The following is a 14,437-nucleotide window of genomic DNA, read 5'->3' on the forward strand; positions in this document are numbered from 1 at the left end:
GTAAACTAAAATTTCTCCGCCGGCAGCACGCCATGATAGTTTTGGAGCATCAAAAATTCAGTCACATCTATATTAAACAACAAAGAGAAAATGAAGGAATTAGCCAAACTCAGAAAAATCACTTACGTATGTATGTTGCTGCTTTTCAATGCATGCGGCGAAAAAAATGAGCCTAAACCAATGGGCACTTTGATTTCGTACACCAACCTGCGCGACGACCATTTTGATCGCATCGACATCCTCGTAGATGGGAAGGTCAGGGGATTTATCACAAAGCCAACCACCGACAAGCCGGTATGCTGGGCGGAAAATTCAGCAACGGTAAGCAGCATTTCACTGGAAGCAGGCCGACACACAGTAGCTGCAAAACAATACCTCGCAGGTGAAATGGTAGGAGAGTGGGACGAGGATGCCATTGATATTACGCTCGATAAATGCAACAAAATACGCTGGACAGAGTAGCGATTGAACAATTACGAAAAACCTAAAACGATATTCTATTTGCCATGAAACCACTTTATTTAGCGCTAATCGCATTGCTGTTGGCCCTGCTCGCAGGTGCGCAAACGTCGACAATCAATTACCAGGGCGTAGCGCGCAGCCTCGACGGAGAGCCGCTTCGGTTTACCACCATCGCAATCCGGCTTAGCATTCTCGCAGCAAGCGGAAACACGCTTTACACGGAAGTCAAATCCGTGCAGACCAATGGCTTTGGTTTGTACAATATCTCAATCAATGACGGGACAGGAACCCGCGAGGGGCTTTTCGGGAATATCGACTGGTCTGCGCCCAGGTTCTTGAAGACAGAGATCGATGTTGAAAACGGCTCGGCTTTCACCGATCTTGGCACAACGCCCATTCAAAGTGTACCTGGCGCATTGGTTGCCCGGAATCTGGAAGGTGTTATCAATCCGGTCGAAGGAGATATATTGGAATTTCGGAATGGGAAATGGGCGCGCAAGCCGAAAAGCAAGCGGTACCACGTGGCCGGCATAGGCAATTACAATCTGGGTCAGGCTGTGTCGTTTGTCGGTCCCACGGCGACTGTCACAATCGAGCGAGACAATCCTACTATTACCATTCACATGACCCGGATATTCGGGTCTTCGATGCCCGACGGAGCGGGCGGACTGCTCCTTAACCTGGGTTACCGGAAGCAGGGCGGTTTTCCTTACGAATTCGACAATTCTCACCGGCTTACCGGCGTGCAGGTGGGCGGTATCATCCGAATGCCGGTGACGCTTTCAGGGACTTACCAAACCAATTTTCTGGAAGGAGAAACCTATGAGCTTGGCTTGATAGGGGCTGCGTTTGAGTACGAGAACTGGAACAACAACGGCAAGTCAATCGGCTACGTGGAAGTAAGCTAGTGAGCGTTCCACCTCTTTGTTTTCCCCAAAATCGTCAAGCAATGAAGTACTTTATCTCTTTGTTATTCTGCCATTTTCCTCTGATCGCTTCTGCTCAGCTAGTCAACAGTCACGCGCTGACAAGCTCGGGCGGCAACCAGGGACAAATCGGGGAACATTATTTCGAATACAGCCTGGGCGACCTGTTCACTGCCACCGGGCAGACAGGCAGTATGTACAACACCACCGGCATTATCCAGCCCGTAATGGGCCCCGCTGCATTGCCGGTGACACTGATCAGCTTTGAAGCAGCAAAGGAGGGTCAATCGGTTGAACTTCAATGGGCTACTTCTCTTGAAATCAACAGCGACAGATTTGATATTGAGCGGAGCACAACCGGGAAGGATTGGATCAGGCTCGGCTCTGTGAAAGCTAAAAACAGGGAAGGAAACAACACTATCACACACTATACCTTTTCGGATTACGAACCTTCCGGGGGGACTAATTTGTACCGTTTAAAGATCATTGATCACGACGCGAGCTTTACGTATAGTAAGATCCGTACAGTTGGAATAGAAATTGAACTCAGCGTTTATCCCAACCCCGCCTCTGATAAGCTTTTTAACAGAAGCGGGAATTGGAACCAGGTAAAATCAGTATCGATGGTGAACCTGAGCGGCAGAACGGTTTATTACTCAGCTGGTCCGGTCAGCCGGGAGCTTTCGCTAACGCATTTGCCAACAGGCAATTACACTGTTCAAATCACAGGAACAGGTTGGGAGATACGAAGAAAAGTGGCAGTAGCCAGGTAGTTGCGCCGCTGGCCCTAGCCTTCTAATGCATTGATAACCTGGGTGGTAGATACGACGGTCGCAAACTCTTCATTTAACTGTGCCAATGCGGTTTGATGCATTGTTTCGCCGTCGTAGTACTGTCCGTTGATACCCTTTTTACCAAAAGTAGCCGTGGCATCTGCGACTATAAAGGTTTCATAACCGTAATTTCCTGCCATTCTTGTCGTGGTAGAAACACAATGGTCGGTTGTAAGTCCCGCGATGACGAGCGTGTGAATTCCCTGCTGATCCAGCAGTTCTTTCAGATTCGTACCAATGAAAGAGCTATTGACAGATTTCTGAACGATCGTCTCACCTGGAAGTGGTTGTACAATTTCCTGGAACTCATGCCCGGGACTATTGATGCCATGTTTTGCGTCGGGGTTTACAGAGATATGTTGAATGTGGAAAAGCGGCAGCTGATTGGTGCGCCAATAATCAAGTAGCTTTTTCGCATTTTCTTCTGCATCCGGGTTATTTCGCGTCCCGCCCCAATAGGCTTGGTCTTCAAATGCTTTCTGAATATCGATCAGGATCAATGCGGGTGAGTCTGCTTTACTTAGGTTCATATAACTAATTTGATGTATTCCGGATAGAGGTTAAAATTCTATTTCCAGATCAAAAAACGTCTTCTGAGAGACAAGAACCAAGCACGAGTTAGTTAGCGAAGCCGAAAGGGTCGGTTTTGTAGACAGGTAGCACGATTAACTATTAAAAGGTTTGCCGTTTTTAAATCATCGGAAAGGGAAATGTCTGTGCTGATATCAAACTAATTTTACATAATTTTGAAGAGTTCATACTTCAACTCTTCTATCTATAATGAAATTTTTTACCTCCACAGAATCAGGTTCATTACCCAAGAAATCCTATCAAAAGCCGCGGCTTAAAAAATTGGGCAGCGTCGTACAACTTACAAAGTTGGGTAAGCTGGGGTCGCAGTTCGACGCCAATGAGCCCACTAGCAATAATTTTTCTGACGATTAAGGTTTTTAATTATAAATCTATCTTAGTAAAATCGGTTTGCTTTAAAATTCGTCAAACCACGTCAGAGATTATCCTGGCGTGGCTTGCCGAAAGAGTCCAGCCAAATGGATAGATAGATGATGCGGGAAACCTGCCAGATATAGCGCGGTTTTAGTTTGCCGTGAATGCGCTTGTTAAATACCACTGATACCATTCCGCTGAAAACCTGCCGGTCTACTATTTCCCAGATCGGGTGTGCGGGAGATGACATTTGTGGCCAGGCTGCGTTGTATAACTGCTGTGCCGCATGCAATCCATATTCAATAAAATTCGCTTTAGTATTCCTTGTCTGCACGGACCGGGGAATGATGCCCTGCATACCGTGCCTGATCAAGCCGCGTCCGCGTCCATTATCAAAGCTCAGGTTCACCGGCGTTGCCAGACATAGTTCAATTACATTCTTATCATAAAATGGAAATGCATACTGGTGCCCATAATATGCGCCGATATGGTTGGTCTGTTCATTGCAGATGACATTGGTGTGGTTCACTATCCCTTCTAGCGAGATCCCCTGGTCGGTCCGGATCGCATTCACAAGTCCCTGTGTTGATCGTTGTGCGCGCGGCGTGATCTGCTGCTTGAATTCCCGTGTTAGTGCGTCGGTGCGCATGGTGGGAGCGACCGGCTTTTTGGCGATTTTGTCAAATACAAAAGCGATGACAGCCTTTTCTGAAATGTTCAATTTTCGCTTGTATTCCCTCATTTTGGAGAGAATGGAAAATAGCGGCTCTTTCCGATAGCGGCTCCGGAAATCCCGAACAAGAAGCGAGAGCATGTATTTATCATAAAACACCTTACGACTTTCTCCCTCAGCAAACGACCGTTGTGTATTGTGATCGTAGAACTGCTCGCACGCGATCTTAAAAGCACTCAGATCGCCTGCTTGCATCAGCTCGTCGAGATAGTCGAAGCCGGTTGTCGCTACATTATCTCCCCCGTGGCCTGTCAGGATTAAATCACATCCCAGCCTTTGCAGCTCGTTTGAGATACTTAAATGGAAGCTGGAAGGCATAATGAACTGTTCAGGACGGTCGAAAATCGTATTGATCTTCACGATTGACCCCAGTACATCGTCCAGGGGAGTTACGCGGTGGTGATTGGTGTGCCACTGATTCACTACATCCTGAACAAAGCGTTCTTCTTCCGCCAGCGGCTGGCCCGTATCAATCTTGAAAGTGTTCAAAGCCGGCCTGCCTTGTTGCATCAAAGCCGATTGCGCTATGCAGGTCACTGTGGACGAATCCAGCCCGCCGCTCAAATGCGACCCGATGTTTTTTTTGTTTGCAGTTCTGCTGGTGACAGCACTCGTAAAAATGTCCCGGAATGAAGAGGAATAGTCTTCAATTCCGCCCATTTGATAAAATTTTTGAAAGTCTGGCTGCCAGTAACGTATTTCTTCCGTTTTCTCTGCGCTTACCTTTAAATAATGTCCTGGCAGAACACTGTAAACATCTTCATAAAACGTCTCGGCACCGTAAGGCAGATTCGTAACGTGCCAGGTAAGGTATTCCCGGAACTTATGCCTGTTGGGCCTCACCGGTACTTCATACAGTACATTCAATGCTTTGATTTCTGATGCAAATGCAAAAAAGCGGTTGGGCTGATGTACATAATAGAGCGGCTTTACGCCGAGTATATCCCGGGCACAGTACAGGGTTTGTGCATTACTATCCCACAACGCTAATGCAAAGTCCGCATTCGGCTCATCGAAAGCCGCAGGACCTTTCTGTGCATAATGGTTGGCAAATGGAGAGTTGGGGAAAACGCTGGAAAAAACATCCGCATCAGCAACTGCCGAAACGCGGCTATCATTTGTTGTCTCGACCGGCCCGCCGAATGTCATCAATACCCCATTTTCAATGTGGCTGGTGGCCAAACTACCGCGGTGCCCAAGCAATGCAGCTATGTTGTTAATGTCGGCTGGCCTGACCTCCTGGCCGTCAAATCGTATCATTCCGGCGATTCCGCCCATGTTGCTGCAAGTTTAATTGGGTCAGCAGCTGCGCCCAGACGATTGCTGCTCCATTTCACTCACAACGCGGATGGTCGCTTTATCTGAGTCGCGAAGCAGTGACTACAAAAGGCAAAGGTGTTATAATCGTCTTTTCTAATGAAGGTGAGGTTAAAAAATAGCCTGACACGTAAATGGCAAGGCTGTCCTGAGCAAGATTTTCAGGCAGATTGCAACTGCCCCAGGCGACGCCGTTCGATGCGAGCAACAGGCTACCGGTTGCCAGTCCGCCGCTTAGTCGCACAATTACGGGCGCATCAACTACCTGATTAGCTCGTTTTAGACCATCGAACCTACCTTAACATTTTGATACCGCAGGGTCGATTTTATCTTCCTTGCATTGCGACAAACTTAACAGGATTATCAAAGCGAGTAAACAGGGTTTCATATTTGGTGTCTGTTTAGAGAAATGTTGAAAGTACGTGTACTTGTGGCTCATAGAGTTTCCGATCTCATTGACCCATTTGAATCAGCTTTCGTTGGAACCTCAGAGGCAGTAGGCTCTTACATGCCAGTGCTTTACGAACTAACAAACTATCACCGCCATGATCAGAAACTATTTCGTTATCGGGTACCGGAACTTCCGGAAAGGGCATGTTTATTCGTTGATCAATCTTTTCGGTCTTGCAGTAGGTTTATCCAGTGTGATGCTGATCATCGCTTACATAGGTTACGAGCTATCATTTGACAGGCATTTTCCTCATTCAGACAGGATATACCAGCTCGTCATGGAATCGCGGGAGACCGATCCGATCGTCAGGACGTTACAAACGCCGGAGCTGCTGGGAAAAACCTTAAATGAGGAATTTTTTGAGGTTGAAACATCTACCGTTCTGTATCCATACAAACATACCTATCTGGTCAACAACCAGCCGGTGGAGCTCAATTTTGCACTTGTCAATCCTACTTTCCTTTAAGTTTTTGATTTGCCAGTCTTGGCAGGCAACAAGGCGGTGGCTTTGAAAGACGAGTCGGGCATTGTGCTGAGTAAGTCAACCGCGGAGAAGCTTTTTCCAGGGACAGATGCACTAGGGAAAACAATCAGCCGGAAATCATTCGGCGGAGGCGACACATATGATACATATACCGTAACAGCCGTGGTCGGGGATATCCCTGCAAACTCACATTTTTATGCCGAAGCTTTTGCGGCGCAGCCTTTTGGCAAAAAGACGCTGGATTTTACACGTTATTCCTCATTGCCGCAGTATGTGCTTCTAAAATCCAACACAGACGCACGCAAGCTGGAAGCGAAAATGCAGTCTGTTTTGGCTAAATACAAGCTTGCCAGAACAACGCATATTGAACTGCTGCCTTTGATTGACATTCATTTGCGGGCCGGAAAGGTAGATTTCCCCGATATGAAACTGAGCGACGTTCGCTACATCTATATTTTTGGTTGTGCCGCATTGCTGATCCTGCTGATCGGCTGCATTAACTATGTAAACCTGACCACCGCCCAGGCCTTGCAGCGCGTGAAAGAAGTGGGTATCCGCAAAACTTTGGGAAGCGGCCGGTTGCAGCTTGCGTTTCAGTTTATCGGAGAATCGTTTCTGTTTTTTATTGTTGCAAATGTGCTGGCACTTGTCCTTTCTGTTGTCGCTTTGCCGGCTTTCAATCAAATGTTGCAGGTTAACCTGCCAATCAGTGACCTGTTTGGATTTCAAAATATTTCCCTCTTTCTAGCTATTGCATTGGTGTCGGGCTTGCTGGCGGGCGCTTATCCTGCCATGTTTCTGAGCCGGTTGCAGCCTGCGGGCATTCTGAAAGATAAAAATGGCGGTCTCAGGATCAATTTCAGTCTGCGCAAAATCCTGATTGTTTTTCAGTTCAGTATTTCCATTGCGCTTATTGTTGCTACCATGATCGTCTGGCAGCAGTTGAAACTGTTTCATAGCCGCCCTTTGGGTTTTAATAAAGATCATTTGCTCCTGCTGCCGCCCATTCACCTCGACAATAAACCCGAAGCATTTAAAGCAAAGTTGCTGGACAATCCGAACATAATCTCAATCAGCCTTGCAGAACTGGATTTAGGTGATAAAATCGGCAATAGTTCAAGTATGTCAGATCTTGATGATAGTACGCGCAGGCTGGATTTCGGGTTTGTTTATGGTGATTCCGATTTCCTGAAAACAATGGGTATAAAGCTGGAAAGCGGCAGAGATTTTTCAAGCCGATTTCAGAGTGACAATGTGAATTATGATTCGCTGTATTCGGCCTCAAACAGCAAAAACGCGGATGAATGGCTCTATAAGCAACCTATTATCATTACAAAAAGCCTGGCAAAAGCGCTGAGGTTGAAAAATCCAGTGAATGAAGTAATCAGGCTTGGCGCATTGCAGGGAACGGTAATCGGTGTGGTCAGGGATTTTCAGGTGACCACATTGAAAGAGATAAGCCCTCTGCTGGTATACAAGCCGAAACAGCAATGGTTTAGCACAACCACTTATATCCGCCTTAACAACCGGAACATTCCCGAAAGCATTGCCTACATTGAAAAAGCCTGGAAGGAGTTTTTTCCTGATCGTCCATTCTCCTATTCTTTTGCCGACGACAAACTGCAAAGATTATATCAGACCGAAAACCGCCTGGCTTCCATTTTCAGCGCATTTTCCCTGCTGGCGATTGGGATTTCGACATTGGGCTTGTTCAGTCTGGCTGCATTGATGGTGAAACAACGCACCAAAGAGATCGGAATCAGAAAGGTTTTGGGCGCATCGGTTTCCGGCATTGCATTGCTGCTCTCCCGGGAGTTTATCATCCTGATCCTGGCGGCTGCGGTAATCGCTTCCCCGCTTGCCTGGTATGGAATGGAGCAATGGTTGCAGGATTTTGCCCACAGGATTGATATCCACTGGTCTATATTCCTTGCCGCCGCGATACTTGCATTACTTACCGGTGTGCTGACGGTTTCTCTTCAGACAATCAGAGCCGCTAGGTCCAATCCGGTGAATGCGTTGAAGACCGAGTAATTGATCGCGATGCTGTGGTGATTTTGAGCGCGGGTACGCTTTTTGTTGTGTTTTGTACAGGCTGTGCCTGTTTTGTTGGCACAGTAAAATTAATCACCACATAACAACCATTAAAAATGAAAATCGCATCAGCATTCATGACACTCGCAACCGTAGCAATGCTATGGGGCTGCGGGTCCAAATCGACCGAAACAACAGACACTACTGACTTTGCCGACAGTACCAACGAAGCACTAACCGACGGCGACTCGGCATCGGCTGTTGCAGAAGACGACACTGAATTTGCCGTTGAGGCAGCAAACGGTGGGCTGGCAGAAGTGGCACTAAGCAAAATTGCTCAGGAAAAAGCTACCAATCCAGAAGTGAAGGAGTTTGCAAAACAAATGATAACAGACCATTCGAAAGCAAATGAAGAACTGAAAACGATTGCGATGAGCAAAAACATCACGCTACCTACGGCTCCTAATGAAGAGAAGCAAAAAGCAGCATCTGATCTTGGCGCTAAAAGCGGAAGTGATTTTGACAAAGCTTATATCGCGCAGATGAAAAAAGACCACGACGCAACCGTGAAACTTTTTGAAGATGCTCAGAAAGAAGTGAAAGATGCAGAGCTGAAAGCTTTTATCGACAAAACTTTACCTGTTATCAAAGCACACGCTGAGCACGCGAAAGGTCTGGACAAGACAAAATAACATCCGGATAATTTGATATGAGCTGGCAGTCACGGTTGTGGCTGCCAGCTCTTTTTTTGTCCAACTGATCGGCATTCAACGTTAATGGCCTTATGTTGGAAATATTTCTTATTATTATCTTATGATGAGAGAATATAATTCTATTGTCAGATCGCTTTTGAGGATATGCTTTAACTCCGTTTAAAATGAAAACAATCTTTATGACTATGTTGCTGGCAGCGCAAATGATGCATGTTGCTGTGGCCCAGACCAAAAATGCAACAGCGCCTCCGCAGGCGAAGACCGCGAACGGCACAGTGGAAGGCGTTCTGGAAGCGTCGGGTGTGCGGGCATTCAAGGGAATACCCTTTGCAGCCCCGCCGGTAGGTGAGTTTCGCTGGCGTGAACCGCAACCGGTAAAAAACTGGCAGGGTGTTCGTAAAACAGTTAAATTCGGCCCGCGCGCAATGCAGAATGCAGTATTCGGAGATATGGGCTTCCGCTCTGATGGAATGAGCGAAGATTGTTTGTACCTCAATGTATGGACGCCGGCGAAATCGGCGCATGAGAAACTTCCCGTGCTGGTATATTTCTATGGCGGCGGCTTCGTAGCCGGTGATGGTTCCGAGGGACGCTACGACGGCGAAAGTATGGCTAAAAAAGGCATTGTGAGTCTGACAGTCAATTACCGCCTGGGCGTCTTCGGCTTCTACGCTTCCGAAGACCTGACCAAAGAATCACCCAACAAAGCCTCCGGGAATTACGGGTACCTGGATCAGGCTGCTGCACTGGCCTGGGTGAAAAAGAATATCGCTGCATTCGGGGGAGATCCTGATAAGGTAACTATCGCAGGAGAATCAGCTGGTTCGCTGTCGGTAAGCGCATTGATGGCGTCTCCACTTTCTAAAAACCTGTTTTCTGCCGCAATAGGCGAAAGCGGATCCGTGCTGGGCACATTGCCGCCGGTACCCCTGGCGCAGGCTGAGCAGGCAGGTGCAAAATTCAACGAGCAGGTTGGTAAGAAATCTTTGGCAGAAATGCGCGCGATTCCCGCCGAAGAATTGCTGAAAGCAACAGCTGGCCAGGGTGTACCCCGGTTTTCATCTGCGGTAGACGGCTACTTCTTTGCTGAGCCGCCACTGAAAACCTTCCAGGAAGGGAAGCAGTCGCAGGTGCCACTTTTAGCCGGCTGGAATTCGGAGGAAATGAATTACCGTATGATTTTGGGTAAAGAAGCGCCCACGTTGGACAATTACACCAAAGCGGTTCAAAAGCTTTACGGCGAGCAGGCCGATAAGGTTTTGAAAGAATATGCAGCTTCCTCGGACGCAGAAGTGGAACAAGTGGCTACTGACCTCGCAGGCGACCGCTTTATCGGTTTTGGTACCTGGAAATGGATTGATCTGCAAAGTAAAACCGGCGGCGGAAAGCCTGTTTACAGATATATGTACGGCCGCCCGCGTCCTGCTATGAGCGCAGAAGCTGGAAATGTAACTGCGAACCTGGCCGGCGGCGTTTCGAAGAGTACGGAACCTGCGGCCAAAGCGCCATTGCCCAAAGGTGCGGTGCATTCAGCCGAAATTGAGTACGCAATGGGCAATTTGTCGTACAACAAAGTGTACGCCTGGACACCGGAAGATCATAAAGTATCGGCCACAATGCAGGAATACTTCGCCAATTTCATCAAAACAGCAAACCCGAATGGAAAAGGCCTGCCGGAATGGCTGCCTGTGAAAGCCGGCGAGAATGCAAAATACATGTACCTGGATGTAGACAGCCGACTGGAAACTGAAAAGCACCGCGGCCGCTACGTTTTAATGGATGAAATGGCTGCCAAAAACTAGCCAAAACAGATTGCTGCGCCGATCCTGATCAATGGAAAGAAGACCTGAATTGCACCGGTGAAACCTGCGTTTTCAATTTGAACAGCCTGCTGAAAGATTGCGGATGTTCAAATCCCAGATGGTACGAAACTTCGCTGATCGTCATTTGGGTAGTCGATAAAAGTTCTTTTGATTTTTCGATCAGCTTTTGATGGATATGCTGCTGTGCGTTCAGCCCCGTGAGCGAACGCAGCATATCACTCAAATAATTGGGCGTGTAATGCAGCTGTTCTGCCAAATACTGAACGGTAGGAATGCCGCTTTCAAGTGACTTTTCATTGTCAAAGTATTCGTTCAGCAGATCTTCCAATTGTTGAAGCAAGTCACTGTTTACCGATTGCCTGGTCAGGAATTGGCGTTTGTAAAAACGTTTGGCGTAAGTCAGCAGGAGCTCCACCTGGGAAATAATGACTTCGTGACTGAAATCATCGATCCTTCCATTTAATTCCTGGCCGATGATCTGGTAAATGGCAAGCATTGTGGCCCTTTCCTGTTCAGACAAATGAAGTGCTTCGTGAATGGCGTAAGAAAAGAACCCGTAGGTTTTGATCTTGCGGGCGAGGGGATATCCCTGTAAAAAATCGGGATGGATGATCAGTGAATAGCCCTCGCTATCCTCATACGTATCTCCGCCCCCCAAAAGCTGGTTTGGCGCAACAAACAGCAGGCTTCCCTCATCAAAATCATAGTAGCCCTGTCCGTATTTAAACTTCCCGCCGAGCTTCGTAGTAAATGAGATTTTGTAAAAATCCATGATATAGCTCTGCGGAAGCTTCGACAATTCAACTTCCTCTTTGGTAGCATCGATCAGGCTGATCAATGGATGAACAGGCCCGGGAAGATCCAGCATCCGGTGTATCTCGGAGATTGTCTTTACTTTCCTGATGACCGGCGTTTCAGTTTTCATATTGGAAGATACTTAACAGGACCGGCAGCAGTTCAGCCGCCGGTCTTTGATTTATTTACAATTCAAATGTTTGGGATAAAGTTCTGGCTTTGATCACCAGGGCAAAGCGCCGTCGGGGCCTGTGAAAGTAGCAGTTGGTCCATCTTTTTCGAGCGCCACACGCACCGGCTCGCGCGATCCTACCTCAACAGAATCGGTACCCTGGAAATTGTTCAGGGCAGTGGCAGTAAATCCGGGACTTACCGCATTGACTTTGATGTTTTCCTTTTCCAATTCAATTGCAAAAGCCATAGTTACCGCATTAAGGGCGGTTTTGGAAGCCGCGTAAACCACGCCAAAATGATCACGGGCCCAGCAAGCCGGATCCGAAACCCACGTGAGCGAGCCCAGACCGCTTGATACATTCACAATGCGCGCATTTGCAGATTTTCTGAGCAGGGGCAGCAAAGCCTGCGTGACGGCGATCACCCCGAAAACATTAGTCTCCCAAACGGCACGTACCTCGTCGAGGGATGCTTTGGTGGCGCGGCCATCCTCGGTTGTTTCCTCCAAAGTGCGGCCTGGCTTTCCGGCGTGCGCTATTGCTGCATTGTTTACCAATAAGTCGAGGCGGCCGTGCTGCTTTTCAATCTGCGCTGCTGCCGCACTGATCGTCGCTTGCTGGGTGACGTCCAGTTCAATGGGAAATGCATTACTGCCCATCTCAGCAGCTGCTTTTTCTCCGTTGCCCAGCTTACGCGACCCTACATATACAATATAATTGTCAGCCGCCAGCGCCTTTGCGATCTGAAAGCCCACGCCCTGGTTAGCGCCGGTTACAAGTGCAACCAGCTGATGATGAGTTGAAGCTCCGGTTTGATTTTCCATAAATGTGAATGATTAATGAACAATGCAAAATTCACGAATCACTACACGGCCGGAATAACCGAATCAAGGACATTTGTAGCCTAAATATCAAATCCGAACTTCTTCTTCTTGTATGGTTTGATGGTTTTCGAGGCCATTATCAGCCTCTGGACTTTGACCAGATCGTCGTCGCTAATCTTTCCGAGATAATTAGCAGGATCTGATTGCAAAGCTGATTTGATATGATCAATCCGCTCTTCATGCAAGTCAGTACAATCTATGTACGATCTATGATCCAGGTATTTGCGGCCTGCAATATCAATTGGTATATGAAGACTCTTTAATTCATCTGAGAAATTCACGTTCTCATTCAATGCAGTGTTTATCAGGACAGTAGCCAAACTGACCTGATCATTTCCAATCGCAACAATGACAAATCGTTTTTCCTTCGGAGGAACAGTCCATTTCAGAAACAGCCTTATCACGCATCCAATCTCAACATTTCGCTCGGCAAACTCTTCTCGAAAGCTTTCAGGAAAGTGATCCCCTAAGCTCATTTAAACATTTGTTTTGTTTCAAGATTTTCTTGCAGGTAATTCAGCGTGTCCTCACTTGCGCCTCCAACTCTGCCGATTTCCAAAATGTCCATTTTATGGTTCAGCTTGACCGCATTGTAAGCATCGTCGTGGGATTTATCAGTTCGTTCCGAAAACGTCAGACTGCCAAACGAATCAATCGAATTGTCAATGCATAACATCTCTGATTCTGATAAATAGTTGAGGTTCGGCTCCGACACAGCTTTGAAAGAGTGTTCGCCGACCAACGTGAAATAGCTACTCCAATCTCCACTTGGAACGCTTTTCAATATGTCATATGCGTTCGATGGAACAGGTCCATATTTCATGGCAACATAGTCGTCATTAAGCAATGTTCTGCCAAAACGCCGGATGTGCTCCTGTTCTGCGAAGTATAAGATCTTGAAGATCTTATGATAGTCGGCAGTACCTAGTTTGGAAATGACATAAAGGAGAATGTTAATTAACTCCAGACGTCTCTCATCAATCTTCATAGTTATTAGCGGTGTATTAAAGCATTTAGAATAATATTTGGCGAATGGGTAAATCGCAGCTATTTACTTCTGGACGGGCTCTTGCCGGTATGCTCTTATGAAACAAAGTTATTGTTATTAATGGATTGTTAACAATCGCGCAAAGATTTATTAGCCACTTGCCGCTAACACCCCCCGCGGTTGTCCCAAAACCCCACGTAAGTTCTTTTAAACTATAAATAGTTTTGTGCGTATGATACCTTTTTAAACAAACAAAACATTGAAAATGAGAAAGCTGGTTTTATTTGCGCACATGTCGCTGGATGGTTTCGCGGGCGATCAAAATGGGGGCCTGGGCTTTCTGACCTATAATGAAGAGCTGCGACAATTCGCCGACGAGCTGGTTAAGACGGTTGGTGCACCTGTTTACGGCAAAAACACGTACCACCTGATGGAAGGGTACTGGCCCACTGTTTTGAACGATCCCAACGCAGACGCGCATTCGCTTGCGCACGCAAAATGGGTGGAGGAGGTCCCGAAGTTCGTTTTCTCGACAACTTTGGAAAGCGCAGATTGGAACAACACGACGCTGATCAGGGGCAATGTAGTGGAAGAAATAACCAGACTGAAACAGCAGCCGGGCAAAGACCTGGTGATATTCGGCAGCCCCGGACTGGCAAAAAGTTTAATGAATCTTGGCCTGATCGACGAGTACCAGCTGACCCTCCATCCTGTAATATTGGGACAAGGAAACAGCCTGTTCGACGGCAATACGCAAATAAGCAATCTTAAATTGATAGCTTCAAAAACGTTGAATTCTGGCGTTGTAACACTGCATTACACCAACCGCTAAAACAGCAAATCGCATTTAATCCGCTCATCGTGCCGGCAACTTCG

At 47.2% G+C, this 14,437-nt stretch carries 14 protein-coding genes; 8 read left to right on the forward strand and 6 right to left on the reverse strand.

Annotation, left to right across the window (positions count from 1 at the left end):
• Nucleotides 1-90 precede the first annotated feature (90 nt).
• The 3 genes from Q369_RS0122310 to Q369_RS0122320 are packed head-to-tail and all read left to right on the forward strand — an operon-like array spanning nucleotide 91 to nucleotide 2,161.
• Complete coding sequence (locus Q369_RS0122310) at nucleotides 91-462, forward strand: hypothetical protein (RefSeq protein ID WP_031529950.1); 372 nt, start codon at nucleotides 91-93, stop codon at nucleotides 460-462.
• A 44-nt stretch (nucleotides 463-506) separates the two neighbouring features.
• Nucleotides 507-1,370: a DUF8740 domain-containing protein gene (locus Q369_RS0122315; protein WP_031529951.1), complete on the forward strand. Its 864-nt coding sequence runs from the start codon at nucleotides 507-509 to the stop codon at nucleotides 1,368-1,370.
• 41 nt (nucleotides 1,371-1,411) lie between these two features.
• The gene (locus Q369_RS0122320) at nucleotides 1,412-2,161 is read left to right on the forward strand and encodes a T9SS type A sorting domain-containing protein (RefSeq protein ID WP_051664230.1); all 750 of its coding nucleotides are present in this window, start codon (nucleotides 1,412-1,414) and stop codon (nucleotides 2,159-2,161) included.
• Between the two features lie 14 nt (nucleotides 2,162-2,175).
• On the opposite strand, the gene Q369_RS0122325 is transcribed toward Q369_RS0122320, so the two are convergent.
• Nucleotides 2,176-2,751 carry a cysteine hydrolase family protein gene (locus Q369_RS0122325; RefSeq protein ID WP_031529953.1) on the reverse strand — a complete coding sequence of 192 codons (576 nt, stop codon included), beginning with the start codon at nucleotides 2,749-2,751 and terminating at the stop codon, nucleotides 2,176-2,178.
• 476 nt (nucleotides 2,752-3,227) lie between these two features.
• Nucleotides 3,228-5,177, reverse strand: a complete 1,950-nt coding sequence (locus Q369_RS0122335) for an asparagine synthetase B family protein (RefSeq protein ID WP_031529954.1) — start codon at nucleotides 5,175-5,177, stop codon at nucleotides 3,228-3,230.
• 584 nt (nucleotides 5,178-5,761) lie between these two features.
• Between Q369_RS0122335 and Q369_RS0122340 the strand changes: the two genes are divergently transcribed.
• The 4 genes from Q369_RS0122340 (at nucleotide 5,762) to Q369_RS0122355 (ending at nucleotide 10,700) form a co-directional block, all read left to right on the forward strand.
• Nucleotides 5,762-6,133, forward strand: coding sequence for an ABC transporter permease (locus Q369_RS0122340; protein WP_031529955.1), 372 nt, complete (start codon nucleotides 5,762-5,764; stop codon nucleotides 6,131-6,133).
• A 9-nt stretch (nucleotides 6,134-6,142) separates the two neighbouring features.
• Nucleotides 6,143-8,185: an ABC transporter permease gene (locus tag Q369_RS0122345; RefSeq protein ID WP_374754361.1), complete on the forward strand. Its 2,043-nt coding sequence runs from the start codon at nucleotides 6,143-6,145 to the stop codon at nucleotides 8,183-8,185.
• Between the two features lie 116 nt (nucleotides 8,186-8,301).
• Nucleotides 8,302-8,877, forward strand: a complete 576-nt coding sequence (locus Q369_RS0122350) for a DUF4142 domain-containing protein (RefSeq protein WP_031529957.1) — start codon at nucleotides 8,302-8,304, stop codon at nucleotides 8,875-8,877.
• A gap of 185 nt (nucleotides 8,878-9,062) precedes the next feature.
• Entirely contained in the window at nucleotides 9,063-10,700 is a 1,638-nt protein-coding gene (locus tag Q369_RS0122355; protein ID WP_031529958.1) for a carboxylesterase/lipase family protein, read from the forward strand.
• Nucleotides 10,701-10,728: 28 nt separating this feature from the next.
• Here the strand turns inward: Q369_RS0122355 and Q369_RS0122360 are convergent, their stop codons facing one another.
• The 4 genes from Q369_RS0122360 to Q369_RS0122375 form a co-directional block, all read right to left on the reverse strand.
• The gene (locus Q369_RS0122360; protein ID WP_031529959.1) at nucleotides 10,729-11,646 is read right to left on the reverse strand and encodes a helix-turn-helix domain-containing protein; all 918 of its coding nucleotides are present in this window, start codon (nucleotides 11,644-11,646) and stop codon (nucleotides 10,729-10,731) included.
• Between the two features lie 93 nt (nucleotides 11,647-11,739).
• Nucleotides 11,740-12,513, reverse strand: coding sequence for an SDR family NAD(P)-dependent oxidoreductase (locus tag Q369_RS0122365; RefSeq protein ID WP_031529960.1), 774 nt, complete (start codon nucleotides 12,511-12,513; stop codon nucleotides 11,740-11,742).
• A gap of 80 nt (nucleotides 12,514-12,593) precedes the next feature.
• The gene (locus Q369_RS0122370) at nucleotides 12,594-13,049 is read right to left on the reverse strand and encodes a hypothetical protein (protein ID WP_031529961.1); all 456 of its coding nucleotides are present in this window, start codon (nucleotides 13,047-13,049) and stop codon (nucleotides 12,594-12,596) included.
• The gene (locus tag Q369_RS0122375; RefSeq protein WP_031529962.1) at nucleotides 13,046-13,561 is read right to left on the reverse strand and encodes a Panacea domain-containing protein; all 516 of its coding nucleotides are present in this window, start codon (nucleotides 13,559-13,561) and stop codon (nucleotides 13,046-13,048) included. Before Q369_RS0122375 ends, Q369_RS0122370 begins: the two co-directional genes overlap by 4 nt.
• Nucleotides 13,562-13,826: 265 nt before the next feature.
• On the opposite strand from Q369_RS0122375, the gene Q369_RS0122380 reads away from it, so the two are divergent.
• Nucleotides 13,827-14,393, forward strand: a complete 567-nt coding sequence (locus Q369_RS0122380; protein ID WP_031529963.1) for a dihydrofolate reductase family protein — start codon at nucleotides 13,827-13,829, stop codon at nucleotides 14,391-14,393.
• The last annotated feature ends 44 nt before the right edge of the window (nucleotides 14,394-14,437 follow it).

This window comes from Dyadobacter crusticola DSM 16708 (assembly GCF_000701505.1).
GTDB classification, from domain to species: domain Bacteria; phylum Bacteroidota; class Bacteroidia; order Cytophagales; family Spirosomataceae; genus Dyadobacter; species Dyadobacter crusticola.